General features: G+C 60.7%; 18 protein-coding genes. 9 read left to right on the top strand and 9 right to left on the bottom strand.

Translation table 11 applies throughout. From position 1 onward, the window contains the following. Window positions 1–9 precede the first annotated feature (9 nt). The gene (locus N8H74_RS05030) at window positions 10–528 is read left to right on the top strand and encodes a DUF4946 domain-containing protein (protein ID WP_262146465.1); all 519 of its coding nucleotides are present in this window, start codon (window positions 10–12) and stop codon (window positions 526–528) included. A 219-nt stretch (window positions 529–747) separates the two neighbouring features. Here the strand turns inward: N8H74_RS05030 and N8H74_RS05035 are convergent, their stop codons facing one another. The 3 genes from N8H74_RS05035 to N8H74_RS05045 form a co-directional block, all read right to left on the bottom strand. Beyond that, the gene (locus N8H74_RS05035) at window positions 748–1113 is read right to left on the bottom strand and encodes a histone-like nucleoid-structuring protein, MvaT/MvaU family (protein ID WP_217829832.1); all 366 of its coding nucleotides are present in this window, start codon (window positions 1111–1113) and stop codon (window positions 748–750) included. A gap of 234 nt (window positions 1114–1347) precedes the next feature. Next, entirely contained in the window at window positions 1348–2883 is a 1536-nt protein-coding gene (locus tag N8H74_RS05040) for an EAL domain-containing protein (protein WP_262146466.1), read from the bottom strand. Between the two features lie 103 nt (window positions 2884–2986). Continuing rightward, on the bottom strand, window positions 2987–3859 hold the full coding sequence (locus N8H74_RS05045; RefSeq protein ID WP_262146467.1) for a LysR family transcriptional regulator: 873 nt from the start codon (window positions 3857–3859) through the stop codon (window positions 2987–2989). Window positions 3860–3936: 77 nt separating this feature from the next. Here N8H74_RS05045 and N8H74_RS05050 point away from each other — a divergent pair, with 77 nt between their 5' ends. Then, entirely contained in the window at window positions 3937–4884 is a 948-nt protein-coding gene (locus tag N8H74_RS05050; protein WP_262146469.1) for an EamA family transporter, read from the top strand. A 246-nt stretch (window positions 4885–5130) separates the two neighbouring features. Next, window positions 5131–6207 (top strand): 4-hydroxyphenylpyruvate dioxygenase, encoded by a 1077-nt coding sequence (hppD, locus tag N8H74_RS05055; protein ID WP_217829836.1) that lies wholly within the window; start codon window positions 5131–5133, stop codon window positions 6205–6207. A gap of 65 nt (window positions 6208–6272) precedes the next feature. On the opposite strand, the gene rarD is transcribed toward hppD, so the two are convergent. The 3 genes from rarD to N8H74_RS05070 all read right to left on the bottom strand — a co-directional run bounded on the left by rarD (window position 6273) and on the right by N8H74_RS05070 (window position 9422). Further along, window positions 6273–7154: an EamA family transporter RarD gene (rarD, locus tag N8H74_RS05060; RefSeq protein ID WP_262146470.1), complete on the bottom strand. Its 882-nt coding sequence runs from the start codon at window positions 7152–7154 to the stop codon at window positions 6273–6275. Window positions 7155–7439: 285 nt separating this feature from the next. Continuing rightward, complete coding sequence (locus N8H74_RS05065; protein ID WP_262146471.1) at window positions 7440–8453, bottom strand: aldo/keto reductase; 1014 nt, start codon at window positions 8451–8453, stop codon at window positions 7440–7442. Window positions 8454–8522: 69 nt separating this feature from the next. After that, window positions 8523–9422, bottom strand: coding sequence for a LysR family transcriptional regulator (locus N8H74_RS05070; RefSeq protein WP_262146472.1), 900 nt, complete (start codon window positions 9420–9422; stop codon window positions 8523–8525). A 99-nt stretch (window positions 9423–9521) separates the two neighbouring features. On the opposite strand from N8H74_RS05070, the gene N8H74_RS05075 reads away from it, so the two are divergent. Both N8H74_RS05075 and N8H74_RS05080 read left to right on the top strand, forming a co-directional pair. Further along, complete coding sequence (locus N8H74_RS05075) at window positions 9522–10238, top strand: SDR family oxidoreductase (RefSeq protein WP_262146473.1); 717 nt, start codon at window positions 9522–9524, stop codon at window positions 10236–10238. Next, a complete protein-coding gene (locus N8H74_RS05080; protein ID WP_262146474.1) occupies window positions 10235–10609 on the top strand; it encodes a hypothetical protein in 375 nt (124 codons plus the stop codon). Before N8H74_RS05075 ends, N8H74_RS05080 begins: the two co-directional genes overlap by 4 nt. Before the next feature lie 60 nt (window positions 10610–10669). Here N8H74_RS05080 and N8H74_RS05085 read toward each other — a convergent pair whose 3' ends face one another. Beyond that, complete coding sequence (locus N8H74_RS05085; protein WP_262146475.1) at window positions 10670–11980, bottom strand: MFS transporter; 1311 nt, start codon at window positions 11978–11980, stop codon at window positions 10670–10672. A gap of 170 nt (window positions 11981–12150) precedes the next feature. Here N8H74_RS05085 and N8H74_RS05090 point away from each other — a divergent pair, with 170 nt between their 5' ends. The 4 genes from N8H74_RS05090 (at window position 12151) to N8H74_RS05105 (ending at window position 17609) form a co-directional block, all read left to right on the top strand. Beyond that, window positions 12151–13275 carry a sugar diacid recognition domain-containing protein gene (locus tag N8H74_RS05090; RefSeq protein WP_217829842.1) on the top strand — a complete coding sequence of 375 codons (1125 nt, stop codon included), beginning with the start codon at window positions 12151–12153 and terminating at the stop codon, window positions 13273–13275. Window positions 13276–13366: 91 nt separating this feature from the next. Then, complete coding sequence (locus N8H74_RS05095; RefSeq protein WP_262146476.1) at window positions 13367–14506, top strand: glycerate kinase; 1140 nt, start codon at window positions 13367–13369, stop codon at window positions 14504–14506. Window positions 14507–14754: 248 nt separating this feature from the next. After that, a complete protein-coding gene (locus N8H74_RS05100) occupies window positions 14755–16380 on the top strand; it encodes a methyl-accepting chemotaxis protein (RefSeq protein ID WP_262146477.1) in 1626 nt (541 codons plus the stop codon). 41 nt (window positions 16381–16421) lie between these two features. Beyond that, window positions 16422–17609 carry an aminotransferase class I/II-fold pyridoxal phosphate-dependent enzyme gene (locus N8H74_RS05105; protein WP_217829845.1) on the top strand — a complete coding sequence of 396 codons (1188 nt, stop codon included), beginning with the start codon at window positions 16422–16424 and terminating at the stop codon, window positions 17607–17609. Between the two features lie 73 nt (window positions 17610–17682). On the opposite strand, the gene N8H74_RS05110 is transcribed toward N8H74_RS05105, so the two are convergent. Beyond that, window positions 17683–18660: a D-glycerate dehydrogenase gene (locus tag N8H74_RS05110; RefSeq protein WP_217829846.1), complete on the bottom strand. Its 978-nt coding sequence runs from the start codon at window positions 18658–18660 to the stop codon at window positions 17683–17685. Window positions 18661–18681: 21 nt separating this feature from the next. After that, window positions 18682–19980 carry an MFS transporter gene (locus N8H74_RS05115; RefSeq protein ID WP_217829847.1) on the bottom strand — a complete coding sequence of 433 codons (1299 nt, stop codon included), beginning with the start codon at window positions 19978–19980 and terminating at the stop codon, window positions 18682–18684. Window positions 19981–20036: the final 56 nt, after the last annotated feature.

The following is a 20036-nucleotide window of genomic DNA, read 5'->3' on the forward strand; positions in this document are numbered from 1 at the left end:
CCTCTGGTAATGATCCGACCGTTCAAATCGCTGTTCGTTTTCTTCGGCTTGACCCTGATTGCCACCGCTGTGGTAGCCCAGGAACCTGCAATTACCTGGCCGGCCGGTTGGCAGGTTGAAGCATTGCCCGACGCAAGCCCTGAGGTTTCTCGTCAGCGTGCGGTGAAAAATGATGCGGACGGCAACCAGGTGATGGTGATGGAGTTGACCATGACCCATGTGGAAAGCGGTCATCAAGTCAACTTGCAGGGCGTTCTGCTGGAGATGCGCAAGTCTGTGCAGAAGGATTTTTTCCAGGGCGGTTATCAGAGTGTCTGCAACAGGGTTCATCCCTCTACGCTTGGCTCGTTGGCGGCATTGGAAACCACTTGCACCATTACTGAAAATGGCCGACATGTGCTGTCGCAAACATTGGTGGCGGCGGTTGAGGCGGACAAGGCTTACGTTCTTTCGTATGCCGGTCAGGCTGAGGTCTACAAGGCAAGCGAAGACGAAATAGCGGCGGCGAGAAACAGTCTGAAACTTTAATCCTGTGTCGGGTGAGCCGGCAGCTTTTAGATGCCCGAAGGAATTAACCACAAAGTTTAACAATGGACGAAATTTGCAACATGTCGCACCGCCCATTTAGCGAACAAGCGATGCGCACCGGTCAAGAATCCCAACTTGTTCGGCAAAATTCGTTGCAATTGTTAGATATTGTCAAAAAAAAGCCCTGCATGTGCAGGGCTTCTTTATGTGGCCTTGAAATCAGCCACGCAGCCAGGAATCAACAGTGGCAGCGCCGTATTGTTCCTTCCAGGCCTTCAGGCCGCGATGGTTGCCGCCCTTGGTCTCGATCAGTTCGCCGGTGTGCGGGTTCTGATAAACCTTGACCACCCGCGCGCGACGGGTTTTAGGCGCTGCAGACAGCGATACGCCGGACTTGGTCGAACCCGGATCGAGAATGGCGATGATGTCTTTCAGGCCTTTGCCGTAGGTTTTCATCAGCCCCTGGAGCTTTTCTTCGAATTCGATTTCTTTCTTGAGCCCGGCATCGTTCTTCAGCGATTCCAGCTGCTTGAGCTGTTCCTGAAGGGCCTTTTCAGCGGCACGAAATTCAGCGAGTCTGGACAATATCTTTACTCCAATAGTGTGATTGGCTGATCCCAACCGCAAACAAAGCTATAAGCAAAAAGCCTTGAAGCGACTCGGTGATAATGGCTCACCTGCCAATCTTGCAACAGGTACGAAAAATTGTAGTAGTTAATGAGCCAAGAGTAAATCCTGACTTTTTCTTCATGTAACGACAATGCAGTTTTGTATCAATTTGGTGCGCGAATTAGCATGCGTCGGGTTTATTGCACGATGTTAACGGTGACTTAATGCGTTAATGAAGTCTGCGGCCGGCATTGGTTTGCCAAACAGATAACCTTGCAGGAAGTTGACGTGATGAGCTCTCAGGTAATCGCACTGCGCCTGCGTCTCGACGCCTTCGGCAACAATGCCCAGATCGAGTTTGGCCGACAGTTCGATAATGCTGTCGAGAATATGCCGGGACAGGGCGTCGGCGCCGATCATGGCGACAAAACTCTGATCGATCTTGAGAAAGTCCACATTGAACTGGCGCAGATAACCAAGACTTGAGTGACCGGTGCCGAAGTCGTCGATAGCGATCTTCACCCCCATGGCATGCAGTTGTTCGAACAATTGCCGGGTGATGTCGGTCGGCTCGATCAGTTCGCGTTCGGTCAATTCGAGCACCAGGCTCACGCTGCCCGGAACGAATGCGTCCAGAAATATCCGGCAGTCTTCGACCAACTCCAGATCCTGGCAATGACTGGCGGTAATGTTGATGCCGATATGAAACGGCGCGGTAAAGGTCGGTGACAACGGGCCGAGCAACGCTGCCGTTTGCTGCATCAACCCTCGGGTCATCGGTACGATCAGTCCGGAATGCTCGGCAAATGGAATGAACAGATCCGGGCGCACCAGTCCTTCCTTCGGGTGGTTCCAGCGCATCAGCACCTCGGTGCCCGACCATTGTTGGCTGTCGCCATGCACCACCGGCTGAAAGTAGGGGATGAACTCGCCGGCCTCCAGAGCACGTTGCATTTCGTGGCTCGGCGACGTCGAGCGCTTTTGCAGGACATGCCCGATGGCCCCCGACACCGCGCCGAAAAAGATCAGCAGGCTGAACAGCGGCGGGTATTCATCGGTCATGTAGCGCCATGTTTCGCCTTTGGGGAAACCCGCCGACACACTGAAGGCATAGCGCGAGGAATCCAGCGTGTTTTGCGCGACCGGTAGCGCCGGCAACGGCCCCGTATGCACCTTGCCGTCCGCCGACAGCCAGTTCTTGCCGACCTGCAGCAGCAACAGTGTGTGGCGACCGATCAGGCGCAGGATGTTGCTCAAGTGATAACCGTCGAGAGTGGTCAGCGCGCCGCCCCGACCTTCGCTGAGCCGGTACACCAGCAGCGCGGTATTGGGCGTCACCGGATTGCCGTTCATCAACCACAACTTGCCCTGGTTGTAGTCGCCGGGATTGACCGCTTCCTGATAATCACCGAACAACGAGCTGCAATACAGATTGTTGTCCCACACCAGATTGGTCGAGCGCACGAAGGGCCGGCGGGTGACTTGTTCACGCAGGGCCAGCTTGACGTCGTTGCAGGTCTGGCCGGCCAGCGGCAGCAAGACCTGGGCGGCTTGCGCGGTGTTGTCGAGCATCAGCTCGAACTGCCGCAAGGCTTCATCGGCGGTGTGTTGTGCGCTTTGTTGCAGGGTGCGTTCGGCTTGCATGTAGAGAATCACGCTGCCCAGCGCCACGGGGAGCAGGCCGCACAGCAGTGTCACGAATAGCCGGGAACTGCGCTTGCGGCGGTGTCTGGCGGTCAGAGGCATGAGCGCATCCTGTCGCGATGGAATGGAACTCTCGAAATCGCCGCGATCCCTGCGCAGCGACCGGTGTGAGGGCATGATAGTTGGCGGTTGATGCTTGCGCCGCTCATCGCTGATTCATCTGTGTCGCCAGTTCGATAAAGGCCAGCGTTGCGGGTGAGGACTGGCGCTGATCGAGCACGGCCAACCCGACCTGACGCCGCACGGCCGGCGACAGCGGTTTGCTCACGTAGCGTGGGTTTTCCATGTCGGGCAGCGAGCCTTCGGCCACAAGGGTGATCGCATCGCCCCGGCTGACGGCGTCGAGGGTGCTGATCAATTGCGAGCAGCGGTAACGAATGTTCGGTTGCAGACGCGCAGCATTGAACAACCGTGAAACCAGCTCGCTGGAGCCGGCTTCGGTCAGCACGAAGGGGTCGTCACACAATTCCTTGAGGCTCACGTCGGAACGTGCCGCCAGTCGATGATTCAAGGGGAGCAGGGCCACCATCTGGTCCTCAATCAGGGCAAAGGTGTCGAAACGCTCTTCGGGCAGCACGACAAAACCGATGTCGATCCGCCGCTCCTCCAGCCACTGAATCACCTGACGATCCGGCCCTTCATCCATGTGGACTTCGATACCCGGATGTACTTCGCGAAAGCGTCGCAGGATCTTCGGCAACAACTTGATCGACGACGTCGGGCCGAACGAGCCGATGCGCAGGGTGCCGCGCTTCATGCCTCGGGCATCGGCGGCTTCCTGGCGCAAGGTGTTGGCCAGTCCCAGCATCGCCCGTGCCCGCAGCAGCAGTTGTTCGCCGATGTCGCTGAGTTCCACTTGGGATTGATGGCGGCGCAACAGTTCGACACCCAACTCCTGCTCCAGAGACTTCAGCGCGTGCGACACCGCCGATTGCGAAATCCCCAGGCGATGGGCGGCGAGGGTGAAACCGCGTAACTCGGCCACCAGCGAAAAGATTTCCAGTTGAGTCAGGGTCATGAGTTTTTACTCATTTTACGATGATGGAGAATCGGCTGAATGATACGCCATCCGTCAATTCAATCGTTTGGAGTGTTATGAGCAGTTGTGAGCAAACCCGTGGGGGCGCGTCGGATCTGCCGGTTTACCTGACCCTCTGCGCCGTGACCATGATCTGGGGCGGAACCTTTGTTGCCGGGCGGTTCCTGGCGGGTAGCCTGAGCCCGATATTCGCCGCCAGCCTGCGCTTTCTGCTGGCGAGCCTGGCGTTGCTGATGTTTCTGTGGCTCGCGCGGATTCCGCTGGCCAGGCCCAGCCCTCGGCAATGGCTGCAACTGGCGCTGCTGGGGTTCTTCGGGATTTTCTTTTACAACCTGTGCTTCTTTTATGGGCTGCATTACATCAATGCCTCGCGCGCCTCGTTGATCGTTGCGTTGAACCCGGCGGTCATCGGTCTGGCCTCCTGGGGGCTGTTCAAGGAACGTCTGGGCCGGGCCAGGGTAATGGGCATTGCGATCTGTATTGCGGGGGCGAGCCTGGTGATCGTCAGTCGCAATCCGCAGTGGCTCGCGGCGACGGCGGACGCGTGGATCGGTGATCTGCTGATCTTCGGCTGCGTGCTGGGCTGGGGTGTCTACTCGCTGTTTTCCCGTGGCCTCAACCAGAGCCTCGGCCCGGTGCAGACCGTAACGTTTTCGATTTTGCTCGGCACGCTGATGCTGTGGGCGCTGGCGGTGCTGCGCGGGGAGGTGAGTGTTGCGGCGCTGGTCGAACTCGGCGCGCCCCAGTGGTTGAGCCTGCTCTATCTGGGCGTGCTCGGTTCCGCGCTGGCCTATATCGGGTATTACCACGGTATCCGCAAAATCGGCGCGACACGTTCCGGGGTGTTCATTGCGTTGAATCCGCTGACGGCGGTCATTCTCGGCGCGTTTCTGCTGGGCGAACGACTGACGCTGCCCATGTGCCTGGGCGGCGGGTTGATTCTGGGCGGCATCTACCTGTGCAACAAACCCTTTGCACCCACGGCAAAAAAGCGGATTTTATAGAGAGGGCAGACAACCCTATTTACGCTGTGTAGAATCGGGTTACGCATACAATAATAATCGTCTTCTGGCAGCAGAAGCCTCGCCCGCAAGAGCCTTGGGTCGACAATGAAGATATTCGGGTTTCAACTGATCTACGGTGACTTCCTCGCCCGCAGTGTGCGTGGCATCTCCTGTGCGCCACCCACCGGTCTCAGCATTACTGACAAATAACTCTGGTTAATTGATAAGAATGATGAGGCGCCAACCATGGCAGATTTATACGAAAACCCAATGGGCCTGATGGGCTTCGAGTTCATCGAGTTCGCATCGCCGACACCCGGCACCCTGGAGCCGATCTTCGAGATCATGGGCTTCACCAAGGTCGCGACCCACCGTTCCAAGAACGTGCACCTGTATCGTCAGGGCGCGATCAACCTGATCCTCAACAACGAACCGCACAGCGTCGCCTCGTACTTCGCTGCCGAGCACGGCCCGTCGGTTTGCGGCATGGCATTCCGGGTCAAGGATTCGCAGAAGGCCTACAACCGCGCGCTGGAACTCGGCGCCCAGCCGATCCATATCGAAACCGGTCCGATGGAACTGAACCTGCCGGCGATCAAAGGCATTGGCGGCGCGCCGCTGTACCTGATCGACCGTTTCGGCGAAGGCAGTTCGATCTATGACATCGACTTCGTGTTCATCGACGGTGTCGACCGTAACCCGGTGGGTGCCGGCCTGAAGATCATCGACCACCTGACCCACAACGTGTATCGCGGGCGCATGGCCTACTGGGCCAAGTTCTACGAGACGCTGTTCAACTTCCGCGAAATCCGTTACTTCGACATCAAGGGCGAATACACCGGCCTGACTTCGAAGGCGATGACCGCGCCGGACGGCATGATCCGCATCCCGCTCAACGAAGAGTCGTCGAAAGGCGCCGGGCAGATCGAAGAGTTCCTGATGCAGTTCAACGGCGAGGGCATCCAGCACGTCGCATTCCTCACCGACGACCTGATCAAGACCTGGGATTCGCTGAAGAAAATCGGCATGCGCTTCATGACCGCGCCGCCGGACACGTACTACGAAATGCTCGAAGGCCGCTTGCCGAACCACGGTGAGCCGGTGGATCAACTGCAATCGCGCGGCATCCTGCTCGATGGCGCTTCGGACAAAGACGACAAGCGTCTGCTGCTGCAGATTTTCTCGGAAACCCTGATGGGGCCAGTGTTCTTCGAATTCATCCAGCGTAAAGGCGACGATGGTTTCGGCGAAGGCAACTTCAAGGCGCTGTTCGAATCGATCGAGCGTGATCAGGTTCGCCGTGGCGTGCTGGCTACCGAGTAAGCCTTGCCCGATATAAAAAAGCCCGGTCTGCAGACATGCAGGCCGGGCTTTTTTTCAGGATTTTTTCAAGGGCGGCGCTGACGCATCATATGCTTGAACCCTTCGAACACCAGCACGACAACCGCCAGCCAGATCGGGATGTAAGTCAGCCATTCGCCGGGCTTGATACTCTCGCCCAGCAGCAGCGCCACACCGAGCAACAGCACCGGCTCGACGTAACTGAGCAGACCGAACAGACTGAATGGCAGCAAGCGGCTGGCAATGATGTACACCACCAGCGCCGAAGCGCTGATCAGGCCGAGCAACGGGATCAGCCACGCCAGCGCCGGGTACTGATCGAATACGCCAAACCCTTGGTCGCCACCGCGCACGAACCAGTACGCCACCGGCAGCATCAGGGCCATGTCGACCCACAAACCGCCAAGGTTGTCGGATTTGAGGTACTTGCGTAGCACGAAGTACAGCGGATAACCCACGACCACCACCAGCGTCGCCCAGGAGAACCCGCCGACCTGATACAACTCGTTCAGCACGCCGAGACTGGCGAAGAACACCGCGACTTTCTGCAGGTACGACAGGCTTTCACCGTAGGCAATACGCCCGGTGAGCACCATCGCCAACGGCAGCAGGAAGTAGCCCAGCGACACATCGAGACTGTAGCCGTTGAGCGGTGCCCACATGAACAGCCACAGCTGCACGCCGAGCAGCGCCGCCGAAACCACCAGGCCGGCAATCAACTTGGGATATTCGGCCATCCGGCGCAACAGCGTAACCACACGCCGCCATTCGCCGGACAGCAGCATGAACAGGGTCATGCAGGGCAGGGTCAACAGCATCCGCCAGCCAAAGATTTCCACGCCGCTCAAAGGGGTGAGCAGAGAGGTGTAGTAATACATGACGGCAAACAGCGTCGAAGCTGTCACCGAGAGAGCGATACCTTTAGACAAACTGTCCTCGCGGGTTGAAGGTCGAACGGGGCGCGCAGGATACGTGGTTTTTGTGCTGAATATTGGTCGGGGTGGTCAATATTTTCTACATCCGCCAAAAAGCCCCTCACCCCAGCCCTCTCCCCGGAGGGAGAGGGGCGACCGAGGTGTCTCAGTAAATCCGTCGACCTGAAAAGGCATGCCGATTGTGGATTCAATTCAAGGCGCTCAGATAAAAAGCATAGTCCGAACATCCCCCAATCGGTTCCCTCTCCCTTTGGGAGCGGGCTAGGGTGAGGGGGCATCTCACGCCAGACGCGGTTTACGTCCCGACACAAAATGGCTCACGTCATTGAACCCCGGCGTCGAGGCATGCCCCGGTGTCACCAGCGAATCGATGAATGCTTCATCCTGCGCCGTGATCTTCACTGCCTGCGCCTTGGTGTAGGCGTCCCATTGTTCTTCAGTCCGAGGCCCGACTATCGCCGACGTCACCGCGCTGTTGTTCAGTACCCAGGCAATCGCAAACTCGACAATCCCGACCCCGCGCTCACGGGTGTATTGCTGGATCTGCTGGGCAATGCGCAGGGACTCAACGCGCCATTCGGTTTCCAGAATGCGTTTGTCCTGGCGCCCGGCACGGCTGTTGGCGTCCGGCGTCACGTCCGGCGCGTACTTGCCGCTGAGCACGCCACGGGCCAGCGGGCTGTAAGGCACCACACCGAGGCCGTAAGTCTGGGCGGCGGTGATCTGCTCGGTCTCGGCCTGGCGGTTGACGATGTTGTACAGCGGCTGACTGATGACCGGGCGATCGACCCCCAGTCTGTCAGCGATGCGAATCACCTCGGCGATGCGCCAACCACGATAATTCGACAGGCCCCAATAACGGATCTTGCCCTGGCGAATCAGATCGCCAATCGCCGAAATCGTCACTTCCAGCGGCGTGTCGTGGTCTTCGCGATGCAGGTAATAGATGTCGAGGTAATCAGTGCCGAGCCTGCCCAGGCTGGCCTCCAGACCGTTGAACAGATGCTTGCGGCTCAAGCCGCTGCGATTCGGCACGCCGTCCACCGGACCGAACCCCACCTTGGTCGCCAGCACCCACTCGTGACGACGGCTGGCGATGGCCTCGCCGACGATTTCTTCCGAGCGACCGTTGGTGTAGACGTCAGCGGTATCGATGAAATTGATGCCTTGATCCCAGGCCTTGTCGATGATGCGCAGTGAGTCCTCTGCGCTGGTCTGTTCGCCGAACATCATCGTGCCCAGGGTGAGGGTGGAGACTTTCAACCCCGAGTGACCGAGTGTGCGATAGCTCATGCCGAAATCCTTTTGTCGGTGGGAAAGCTTCCATCAAATACCAGAAGCGCCTGGCGCGGCAAAGTGAATTTATTGGCTCAGCGCCGTGCAGCGCTCGCGCAAAAACGCCTGCAACACCTTGACCCGCTCCGATACCTGCACCCGGTGCGGGCACAGCAGATTGAACGGTACGCTCTCGCCGTGCCAGTCATCGAACAGCATCACCAGCCGCCCGGCGCGCACGTCTTCGGCCACGTCGAGCCATGCTTTGTAGGCGATGCCGTGTCCGGCGAGCGCCCAGCGGCGGGCAACTTCACCGTCATCACTGATGTAGTCGCCGCGAACTTCAACCTCGACTGTTTCGTCTTCGCGATGGAAACGCCAGGTGTTGTACGGTCGGCCGTTGCGCAGGTAGAGCAGGGCGCTGTGCTCACTCAATTCGGCGGGGTTTTGCGGCGTGCCGTGGCGTGCCAGATAGTCAGGACTGGCGCAGGCGACGCGGCGATGGTTCGGCAGAATCGGCAGCGCCACCAGTGTCGAATCGCTCGGCACGCCAAAGCGCAGCGCCACGTCCACCGTCTCGCGGAACAGATCGGCATGCCGGTCGTTGAGCAGCAATTGCAGTTGAATGTGTGGATGCTCGCGCTTGAAATCATCCAGCCATGGCAACAACACATTGCGCCCGAAGTCCGACGGCGCTGCCAGTTGCAGCACGCCGCTCAAGCCTTGGGCCTGTTGCTTGAGCGCCTGTTCGCCCTCGGCCAGGGTCGCCAGGGCCAGGCGCACACTTTCCAGATAATGCCGGCCTTCTTCGGTCAGACGCATGCTGCGGGTGGAGCGCGCGAACAGACGGATGCCGAGTCGGGTTTCCAGACGTTTCAACGCAATGCTGGCCGCCGCCGGGGTGAGTTCCAGTGCTCGGGCGGCGGCGGAAATGCTGCCGGAGTCGGCCACGCGAACGAAGATCTCCAGATCGAGAATCGAGCTCATTGATAAAAATCCTTTAAAGATCCTTTCGATTTGGCGGGATTTTTCTTCGATTGGCAACCTTGGAAGATGGAATCTCCTTAAGCCCAGCGGAGATTTCCCATGAAACAGCTCGAATCCATCTTGCGCAACCAGACCGTCGTCGTGATTGGCGGCAGCAGCGGTATTGGTGCCGCTGTCGCTTTGGAGGCTGCCGGACGTGGCGCTCATGTTTATGCGGTGGGTCGTCGTGCCGAAACGTCCGATGATCCGCATGGTATCCGCCATGAGTCCGTCGATTTGACGGATGAGACGTCGCTTCGCGCCTTGTTCGAGCGTATCGGCAGCGTCGATCATCTGGTCATCACCGCCGGCCCGAGCGTCGCCGCCAGACCACTGGCGGACAGCGATCTGTTCCAGGCGCAGCAGGCGTTCGAGGTGAAATTCTGGGGCGCGTTGCGGGCGATCCAAACGGTGCTGCCGCACCTGAGCGAGCGGGGTAGTGTCACCCTGACCTCCGGTCTGCTGTCGCGCAAATTCGTCGCCGGGCAATTTATCAAGACCACTCTCAATGCCGCGCTGGAAGCCCTTGCCAAGCAATTGGCGAAGGAGCTTGCGCCGCGTCGGGTCAACGTGATCAGCCCCGGCGTGACCGATACCGAGGCCTACGCCGGAATGGATGAAAGCCTGCGCACGGCGATGTTCGCTCGCACATCGGCGGCGTTGCCGGTGGGTCGGGTGGGCACGCCGCAAGACCTGGCGGCGGCGTTTATGCTGGTGATGGAGAACGGCTTTATCAGCGGCAGCATCATCGACGTCGATGGAGGGGGATTGTTATGACCTGGCACTTCGATCACCTGGCGTTCAACACGCCGGACGGTCAACCGTTGCAGGAGGCCTTCGGTGCCTTGCTGGGGCTGACGCCGGGGCGGCGGCCGCCATTTCCATTCCCCGGTCGCTGGCTGTATCAAGATACGCAGGCGCTGGTGCATGTAATCGAGCAGCCGACGCTCGACGAGACGGCGTTGAGTCATATCGCCTTTCGTACCGATGATGACGCGGCGACGGTATTGCAGCGGGTACAGGCCAGTGGCTTGCCGTATCAGGTGGCGCAGGTGCCGGAGGACGGAATCTGGCAGATTTTTGTGCAGATGCCCGGTGGGCTGGTGGTGGAACTGGACGCGAATTTTGAACCGCACACCGATCCCTGATCAAACACCCCGCAAAAAAAACGGCCCATAAAAAGGGCCGTTTCTCGTCGCTACCAACCCTTAAGCCCGCAGCGCTCGCGTCATCCGCAACGCCAGCAGACTCCCGCCGACAATCACCGCCGCCAGCAGATACAACGCCGCGTCGGTCGAGCCGGTGCTGTCCTTGACCCAACCCACCAGGTACGGGCTGAGGAACCCGGCCATCTGTCCCATGGAGTTGATCAGCGCCAGACCACCCGCTGCCGCACCGGCGCTGAGCATGGCGGTCGGCACCGGCCAGAACATCGGCAGGCCGGTGAGGGCACCCATGGTGGCCATGCTCAGGCCGAGAATGGCGATGGTCGGATTGCCGGCGAAATTCACCGCGATCACCAGACCGATGGCGCCCATCAGCATCGGCACCACCAGGTGCCAGCGGCGCTCCTTGCGCAGGTCCGCCGAGCGCCCGACCACCAGCATGAATACCGCTGCCAGCAGATACGGAATCGCGCTCAGCCAGCCGATCACCAGGTTATCGCTGAACCCCAGATTCTTGATGATCGACGGCAGCCAGAAGTTGATCGCGTACACACCGCTCTGGATGCAGAAATAGATCAGACCGAATGCCCAGATCGCTGGGTTCTTGAACACCGCGAGCAACGAGTCGGTGGTGGTTTTCGGCTTGTTCGCCAGATCTTCGGCCTGATCCGCTTCCAGCACCGCACGCTCATGGGGGCTCAGCCATTTGGCGTTGGCGAAGTTGTCGCTCAACAGGAAATACGCCAGCGCCCCAAGCACCACGGTCGGAATGCCTTGCAGCAGGAACATCCACTGCCAACCGGCCAGGCCTCCTTGACCGGCAGCAAAATGATTGAGGATCCACCCGGAAAACGGGCTGCCGAGCAGGCCGGACACCGGGATCGCCGACATGAACAGCGCCATGATCCGGCCACGGCGGAAGGTCGGGAACCATTGCGAGAGGTAAAGCACCACGCCGGGGAAGAACCCGGCTTCAGCCGCGCCGGTGAACAGGCGCAGGGTGTAGAACCCGGTCGGAGTGGTCACGAACAGCAGGCAGGTCGACAGCGTGCCCCAGGTAATCATCATCAGTGCAATCCAGCGCCGAGGACCGAATTTGGTCAGGGCCAGGTTGCTCGGTACGCCGCACAGCACGTAGCCGATGAAGAAGATCCCGGCGCCGAGGCCGTAGACGGTTTCGCTGAATTTCAGTGCGTCGAGCATCTGCAGTTTGGCGAAGCCAACGTTCACCCGGTCGAGGTAGTTGAACAGGTAGCAGATGAAAATGAAGGGGATCAAACGCAGGGTAATGCGCTTGTATACGGCGTTTTTGTCGTCAGCGATGGCCTGGACGGCTGCGGCGCTCTGGGACATGGCGGCTCTCTCTTTATTATGATTTTTTGCGATGCAAGGGTAACGTTGATCGCCCTGAGAGTCTCGGTCACCTGTGGCCGGATTGTCTTTGTGCCTGAGCACAGGGTTTGCCGCCAGACCCTGTGCGGGTGAACAACCGTCCGCGCCTGTTTACAAGGATTCCCGCTGTCATGTTTGAACTCGATCACGATCTGGCCCAGGACATCGTCGACCGGGCGATGGCCATTTTGCCGTACAACGTCAACGTCATGGACAGCCAGGGCCTGATCCTCGGCAGCGGCGAGCCTGAGCGGATCAACACCCGCCATGAAGGCGCGCAACTGGTGCTGGCCAACAGTCGGGTGGTGGAGATCGACGCCCAGACCGCCGCGCATCTGAAAGGCGTGCAACCGGGGATCAACCTGCCGCTGTTGCTCGATCAGCGCTTGATCGGCGTGCTGGGCATCACCGGCGAGCCGGAGCAGTTGCGCACCTACGCCGAACTGGTGCGGATGACCGCCGAGATGCTGGTCGGCCAGCGCAACCAGCAGGCCGAACAACAATGGCGGCGTCAGCGTTGCGATGACCTGCTGGCGCTGCTGTTGAGCGAGGCCGGGGATTCGCCGCGTCTGGTGGACGAAGCGCAGCAACTGGGGCTCAAGCCGCAACTGACGCGAGTGCCGTATCTGTTCGAACTGGGCCTGGAACACGGGCCGGGGCAGACCGTCGATGCGCTGAGTGCCTGGCTGATGTCGCGCTATCCGGACAGTTGGTGTGTGAGTTCGGCGAAGTCGTCGCTGCTCTGGTGTCGGCCGGCCAGTCAGACGGTCGAGCATGATCGCCTGCTGGAGAAACTTGATGGCCTGGGCTGGAAGATTCTGCGTATCGCCGTGGGCGGGCAGGCTGATGGTCTGGCGGGGTTGCGCCGCTGCTATCGGCGAGTCGGCGACTTGCTCGCTTACGGCCGTGAAGTGTTGCCGCGCTCACGGCTGCTGACGCTCAATCGCTATCGGTTGCCAGTGATGCTCTGGCGCCATCGCAACGATGACGCCCTCGATGAATTGCTCAAACCGCTGCGCAAAGTGATCGCCAAAGACAACAACGGCCAGTTGCTCGCGACCCTGCGAAGTTGGTGCGATCACGACGGACAGAGTCAGGCCTGTGCCGATGCGCTGGGGATTCATCGCAACAGTCTGCGTTATCGGATGGAGCGGATTGCCGAACTCAGCGGAGTCGATCCGTTGCGGCTGGACGGCATGCTGGCGTTGTACCTGGGTGTGCAATTGCTGCCGCAGACCGACGATTTGTCGAAATGAACAATAAACGCCTGCACCCATTGTGCAGCGGACAGGCGTCAAGGATCGAGACGACTGGCAGCATGAGGGCCATTGGAACTGGAGAATTCGCATGAAGATCGTCATCGCCCCCGATTCGTTCAAGGACAGCCTGAGTGCCCAAGGCGTGGCCGAGGCCATTGCGTTGGGGCTGGCGCAGGTCTGGCCGCAGGCCACGCTGGTCAAGTGCCCGATGGCCGATGGCGGTGAAGGCACGGTGGAGTCGATTCTTGACGCTTGCGAAGGCCAGTTGCGCCGCACTCGCGTGCGTGGCCCGCTGGGCGCTCCGGTCGAAGCCGCGTGGGGCTGGTTACCGCACAACCACACCGCGATCATCGAAATGGCCGAAGCCAGCGGCCTGCAATTGGTGCCGCCGGGGCAGCGCGATGCGTGCATCAGCAGCACGTTCGGCACGGGCGAGTTGATCCGTGCGGCGCTGGATGCCGGCGCGCAACGGGTGATCCTCGCTATCGGCGGCAGTGCCACCAACGACGCCGGTGCCGGGGCGATGCAGGCGCTGGGAGTCAAGTTGCTGGATGCTCAGGGCCAGACACTGGTGCCGGGTGGCCTGGCGCTGTCACAGCTGGCGCGGCTGGATCTGACCGATCTCGATCCGCGTCTGGCCCACGTGCGTTTCGACATTGCCGCCGACGTGAACAATCCGTTGTGCGGCCCCCATGGCGCCTCGGCGATTTTCGGCCCGCAAAAGGGCGCATCACCGGCGCAGGTGCAACAACTGGATCAGGCCTTGGGTCATTTCGCTGAAGTCTGCGCCCAGGCACTGGGCAAGGACGTGCGCGACGAGCCGGGCAGCGGGGCGGCGGGTGGCCTGGGTTTTGCGGCGAAGGCCTTTCTCGGCGCACGGTTCCAGGCCGGGGTGGAAGTGGTCGCCGAACTGGTGGGCCTGGCCGATGCAGTCAAGGGCGCGGATCTGCTGATCACCGGGGAAGGGCGCTTCGATGCCCAGACCCTGCGCGGCAAGACGCCGTTCGGCGTGGCGCGGATCGCCAAGCAAAACGGGGTGCCGGTGATCGTCATTGCCGGGACCCTGGGTGAGGGTTATCAGGAACTCTACGGCCATGGCATTGATGCGGCGTTCGCCGTCACCAGCGGCCCGATGAGCCTTGAACAGGCCTGCGCCGAAGCGCCGCGCCTGTTGCGCGAACGCGCCACTGATATTGCTCGCGTCTGGCGGATTGCGGCCAAGCCTTGAATCTCATTGCTGATTGTTCCCACGTGGCCCGTGGGAACAATCAAACAGCCATCATGCACAAGTGTTTCATTCGTGTAACACCTTGAAAAATATTTCTTCTTCCCCTGCAAACTTCCTCAAGCCTGGCCGATACAGAGAACAGGCGCGCACAAGACCTCGTAAAACAGTGACGCCGGACTGACACCCGTTCCACGGGCCAGTGATTACGGCAAGGACGCTCGTTGTTTCCATCATCCGAGAGTCCTCCTATGTCCTTGCGTAATCTGAATATCGCGCCCCGTGCCTTCCTCGGTTTTGCCTTTATTGCCCTGTTGGTGATCGTGCTCGGCGTGTTTGCCGTCAACCGCATGTCGATCATCCGCCAGGCATCCATCGACATGGAAACCAATCAACTGCCCAGCGTTGGCTACCTTGGGGTCGTCACGGAAAACGTTCTGCGCATGCGGATTCTGTCGTTCCGGGTCTTGGTCAATCGTGAGCCGGCCAGCCTGCAAGAGGCCCAGACTCGCATCGGTGTGCTGGTGGACAAGGTGCGTGGTGCTCAGGCCAGTTATGCCGCGCTGCCCGCCGGTGGCGAGGAGGCCGCACAATACAAGGCTTTCGCTGCGACACTTGAGAACTACCTGCAAGCGCAGAGCCAGATGCTGGAGTTGTCGCGCCAGGACAAGGTCGAAGAGATGCGCACCCTGATCAACACCCGGATCAAAGAGGGCACCGATCAGATGGGTGAGCAGCTCAACAAGCTGATTGCGATCAACACCGCCGATGCGAAAACCGCGTCGGCGCAGGCCGGCGAGCATTTCGATAGCGCAATCACCGGCATCATTATCGTCGCGGTAATTGCCGCGTTGGCGACCGTCCTGCTGGCCCTGCTGCTGACCCGCAGCATCGTCAACCCGCTGAACCGCGCGGTGCAGGCCGCGCAAACCATTGCCGGTGGCAATCTGAGCAAAACCATCGAGGTCGACGGCAAGGATGAACCGGCCCGTCTGCTCGAAGCCCTGGCGGCGATGCAGACCAACCTGCGCAAGACCATCGAGCAGATCGCCGGCTCCGCAACCCAGTTGGGCGCAGCGGCCGAAGAACTCAGCGCGGTGACGGAAGAGGCCGCCCGTGGCGTGCAGCAGCAGAACGACGAAATCGAGCAGGCCGCCACCGCCGTGAATGAAATGACCGCGGCGGTGGAAGAGGTCGCGCGCAACGCCGTGTCGACTTCCGAGGCGTCGAACCAGTCGAACCACGCTGCCCGCGAAGGCCGCGACCAAGTGGTGAAAACCGTCGACGCGATCCAGACCATGACCCGTGACGTGCAGAACACCGCACAAATGATCGAGGGCCTGGCCGCGCAGGGCCGCGACATCGGCAAGGTGCTGGACGTGATCCGCGCCATCGCCGAGCAGACCAACCTGCTGGCGCTCAACGCAGCGATCGAAGCGGCCCGCGCCGGTGAGGCCGGACGTGGCTTTGCGGTGGTGGCGGACGAAGTGCGTGCCTTGGCCCATCGCACTGCGCAATCGACTCAGGAAATCGAAAAAATGGTCGCCGGCATCCAGAACGGCACCGGCGAAGCGGTCGAGTCGATGCAGCAGAGCAACCAGCGCACCCAGTCGACCCTGGAAATGGCTCGCGCCGCCGGCGTCGCGCTGGAACAGATCACTCAGTCGATCAACCTGATCAACGAGCGCAATCTGGTGATCGCCAGCGCCTCCGAAGAACAGGCCCAGGTGTCGCGCGAGGTCGACCGCAACCTGGTGAATATTCGCGATCTGGCCACGCAATCGGCCGCCGGGGCCAACCAGACCAGCGCCGCGACCCACGAATTGTCGCGTCTTGCGGTGGATTTGAATGCCATGGTGGCGCGTTTCGTGATTTGAGATAGGGTGAAGGCTGGAGACCGCGCAAACAGGAGAGGTAAATGCGCTATTCAGCCTTGACCCAACGAATCGCCGGGGAAGGAGCAGCAGCCTGGCGGATTCATGACCGAGCGCTGGAGTTACGCGCGCAAGGCGTCGATGTGTTGCTGCTGTCGGTGGGCGATCCGGACTTCGACACGCCGCTGCCGATCATCCATGGCGCCATCGACAGCCTGTTGGCCGGCGATACACATTATTCGGAGGTGCGCGGCCGGCTGGAGCTGCGCAACCTGATCGCCGAGCGCCATCAGCGGCACTGCGGGCAAATCGTCGATGCCGAGCAGGTGATTGTGCTGCCGGGCGCACAATGTGCGGTGTATTCAGTGGCGCAATGCCTGCTGGACCCGGGCGATGAAGTGATCGTCGCCGAGCCGATGTACGTGACCTATGAAGGTGTGTTCGGCGCGTGCGGCGCGACCGTGGTGCCCGTGCCGGTTCGCCCGGACAACGGCTTTCGCGTCGACCCGGCGGACGTTGCGGTGCGAATTACCCCGAAGACCCGGGCCATGTTGCTCAACAGCCCCAATAACCCCTCGGGCGCCAGTCTGTCGCTGCCGATCTGGCAGGCACTGGCGGCGCTGTGCGTGGGCCATGACTTGTGGCTGATCAGCGATGAGGTCTACAGCGATCTGTTGTACGAGGGCGAACACGTCAGCCCGGCGAGTCTGCCGGGCATGGCCGAGCGCACGGCGACCATCAACAGCCTGTCGAAATCCCACGCCATGACCGGTTGGCGGATCGGCTGGATGATCGGCCCCAGGGAGTTGGCCGAACATCTGGTGAACCTGTCGCTGAGCATGTTGTTCGGCCTGCCTGACTTTGTGCAGAAAGCCGCGCAGGTGGCGCTGGAAAAGGATCTCCCGGAAGTGACGCAGATGCGCGAGGAGTATCGCTTGCGCCGGGATCTGGTGTGCGAGCGTCTGCGCGGCTGCCCGGGGCTGTACCCGATCGTTCCGGATGGCGGGATGTTTGTGATGGTCGATGTGCGCCAGACCGGCCTTGGCGCCCAGGACTTTGCCGAGCGCCTGCTTGAGGGCTACGGGGTTTCGGTGCTGGCCGGCGAAGCCTTCGGGCCGAGTGCGGCGGGACACATCCGCATCGGCCTGGTGGTGGATCGGGTGAAACTGGCCGACGCCTGTTCGCGGATTGCCTTGTGCGCGGCGCAACTGTTGCAGGCGCGTACGGCCTGAGGTTCCTGTGGTGCCTGTGCCGGCCGCTTTCGCGGGCTTGCCCCCGAAAGCGGCCTGGCAGGCGGCGATAATCTCAACCCTGCCAGGCCGCTGGATTCACCAGATTCGCAGGTTTTTCCCCACTCAACGCCGTCAGCAGATTCTCCACCGCGCACCGCGCCATCGCTTCCCGCGTTTCATGGGTGGCTGACCCCATGTGCGGCGTGGCGACCACGTTGCTCAATTGCAGCAACGGTGAGTCATGGTTCAGCGGTTCGTGCTCGAACACGTCCAGGCCCGCAGCGCGAATGCGCTGGTGACGCAAGGTGTCGATCAGCGCCGCTTCGTCCACCACTTTGCCCCGTGAAATGTTGATGAAAATGCTCTCGGGACGCATCAATGCGAACTGTTCGGCACCGATCAGGCCTTCGGTCTGCGCAGTCAGCGGCAAGGTCAGGCAAACGAAATCCGCTTCCTGCAACAACGCTTCGAGGCTGCGGTAATGCGCATCGAAGCGTGCCTCGACCGTCGGTTTGCGCGACTGGCTGTGATAGATCACCGGCATGCCGAAACCGAAATGCCCGCGCTGGGCCAGCGCCTCGCCGATCCGGCCCAGGCCGATGATGCCCAGGGTCTTGCCATGCACATCGGTGCCGAAGTGCGCCGGGCCGATGCTGCGATGCCACTGACCGCCGCGCACCAGGTTCGCCAGTTCCACCACCCGCCGGGCTGTCGCCAGAATCAGCGCGAAACCGGTGTCGGCGGTGGTTTCGGTGAGCACGTCCGGGGTGTTGGTCAGCAGGATACGGCGGCGGGTCAGGTAATCGATGTCGTAGTTGTCGACGCCCACCGAAACACTGGAAACCGCTTGCAGCTGCGGTGCCAGATCGAGCAACGGCGCGTCCAGTTTCAGGCTGGCACCGAGCAAACCGTGAGCGCCGGGCAGGGCGTCGCGCAGTTTCATCAGGCCATCGGTGTCGAGGCTGTCGATCAGCGTGACGTCCACCTGCTGATGCAGGCGCGCCATCAACAGCGGTGAGAGTTTCTTGTACAGCACAACCTGCTTTTTCATCGCAGTCATCTCTTGGGCAATTCAGGAATGGGCCGGCAGCGGACGCGGTGCGACACGCGGGGCGATCACCCGGTCACTGGCGCCGGGCTTGAGAAAAATCGTCAGCACTACCGACAGCAGCAACGCGCCGCTCATCAACAGATACGAAGCGCCGGGCGAGCCGGTGGAGCTGTTGAGGTAACCGACCAGATAGGAGCCGCCGAACGAGCCGAGTGCGCCCATGCTGTTGATCAGCGCCATGGCCCCGCCGGCTACGTTGGCCGGAAGGATTTCCGGGACAATCGCGAAAAACGGTCCGTATGGGGCGTACATACAGGCGCCGGCAATCACCAGCAAGGTGTACGACCACCAGAAATGCTCCGCGCCCAGGGCGTAGGAGCCGTAGAACGCGATCGATGCGATCAGCAGCGGTGGCCAGACGAAGCGTTTGCGCTTTTGCAGTTTGTCCGAACCCCACGACACCAGCAGCATGCCGATCACCGCCGCCAGATACGGCAGCGCCGACAGCCAGCCGGCCTCGACCATGTCCATCTGCGCGCCGGACTTGAGGATCGACGGCAGCCACAGCACGAAACCGTAGACACCGATGCTCCAGCAGAAGAATTGCAGCGCGAGGATGATCACCTTCGGCGAACGGAAGGCTTCGGCATAGTTCTTCACCGCTTTGATCCCGACCTGTTCGGCGGCCAGCGCGCTTTCCAGATCGTGCTTTTCCTGGTCGTTGAGCCACTTGGCCTGGGCCGGACGATCATCCGCCAGACGCCACCAGATAAATGCCCAGAACACGGCCGGCAGGCCTTCGATGATGAACATCCAGCGCCAGCTGAAATGCTGCACCAGATACCCCGAGACCACCGACATCCACAGCATCGTCACCGGGTTGCCGAGGATCAGGAACGTGTTGGCCCGCGAGCGTTCGGCACGGGTGAACCAGTGGCAGAGGTAGACCAGCATCGCCGGCATCACCGCTGCCTCGACCACGCCGAGCATGAAGCGGATGACAATCAGCCAATAGGCGTTGGAGACCACGCCGGTCAGGGTGGCGAGGCCGCCCCAGAGAATCAGGCTGACGAAGATCAGTTTCTTGACGCTGTGCTTTTGCGCGTAGATCGCGCCCGGCACCTGGAAGAAAAAGTAACCGAGGAAGAACAGCGCACCGAGCAACGAGGAAAGGCCCGGCGTGATCATCAGGTCGGCGGCCATGCCCGACGCGGCGGCGAAGCCGTAGTTGGCGCGATCCAGATACGCCAGGCTGTAGGTGATGAACACGATGGGCATGATGTACCACCAGCGGCGGGTGGCAAGGGTTGCGGTTTTCATGGTTGTTGCTCCTGAGCTTGTTGTTTTTGTCGCAGCAGGTTCAATTAACGGTTGTC

Origin of the sequence: Pseudomonas sp. B2M1-30, from assembly GCF_025447575.1 — a bacterium.
Lineage (GTDB): Bacteria > Pseudomonadota > Gammaproteobacteria > Pseudomonadales > Pseudomonadaceae > Aquipseudomonas > Aquipseudomonas botevensis.

Bases quoted from the DNA above. Each gene is read 5' to 3' on its own strand.
- N8H74_RS05030 (WP_262146465.1), top strand. From the start codon at position 10: ATGATCCGACCGTTCAAATCGCTGTTCGTTTTCTTCGGCTTGACCCTG.
- N8H74_RS05040 (WP_262146466.1), bottom strand. From the start codon at position 2,883: ATGCCTCTGACCGCCAGACACCGCCGCAAGCGCAGTTCCCGGCTATTC.
- N8H74_RS05045 (WP_262146467.1), bottom strand. From the start codon at position 3,859: ATGACCCTGACTCAACTGGAAATCTTTTCGCTGGTGGCCGAGTTACGC.
- N8H74_RS05050 (WP_262146469.1), top strand. From the start codon at position 3,937: ATGAGCAGTTGTGAGCAAACCCGTGGGGGCGCGTCGGATCTGCCGGTT.
- hppD (WP_217829836.1), top strand. From the start codon at position 5,131: ATGGCAGATTTATACGAAAACCCAATGGGCCTGATGGGCTTCGAGTTC.
- N8H74_RS05065 (WP_262146471.1), bottom strand. From the start codon at position 8,453: ATGAGCTATCGCACACTCGGTCACTCGGGGTTGAAAGTCTCCACCCTC.
- N8H74_RS05070 (WP_262146472.1), bottom strand. From the start codon at position 9,422: ATGAGCTCGATTCTCGATCTGGAGATCTTCGTTCGCGTGGCCGACTCC.
- N8H74_RS05075 (WP_262146473.1), top strand. From the start codon at position 9,522: ATGAAACAGCTCGAATCCATCTTGCGCAACCAGACCGTCGTCGTGATT.
- N8H74_RS05080 (WP_262146474.1), top strand. From the start codon at position 10,235: ATGACCTGGCACTTCGATCACCTGGCGTTCAACACGCCGGACGGTCAA.
- N8H74_RS05085 (WP_262146475.1), bottom strand. From the start codon at position 11,980: ATGTCCCAGAGCGCCGCAGCCGTCCAGGCCATCGCTGACGACAAAAAC.
- N8H74_RS05090 (WP_217829842.1), top strand. From the start codon at position 12,151: ATGTTTGAACTCGATCACGATCTGGCCCAGGACATCGTCGACCGGGCG.
- N8H74_RS05095 (WP_262146476.1), top strand. From the start codon at position 13,367: ATGAAGATCGTCATCGCCCCCGATTCGTTCAAGGACAGCCTGAGTGCC.
- N8H74_RS05100 (WP_262146477.1), top strand. From the start codon at position 14,755: ATGTCCTTGCGTAATCTGAATATCGCGCCCCGTGCCTTCCTCGGTTTT.
- N8H74_RS05105 (WP_217829845.1), top strand. From the start codon at position 16,422: ATGCGCTATTCAGCCTTGACCCAACGAATCGCCGGGGAAGGAGCAGCA.
- N8H74_RS05110 (WP_217829846.1), bottom strand. From the start codon at position 18,660: ATGAAAAAGCAGGTTGTGCTGTACAAGAAACTCTCACCGCTGTTGATG.
- N8H74_RS05115 (WP_217829847.1), bottom strand. From the start codon at position 19,980: ATGAAAACCGCAACCCTTGCCACCCGCCGCTGGTGGTACATCATGCCC.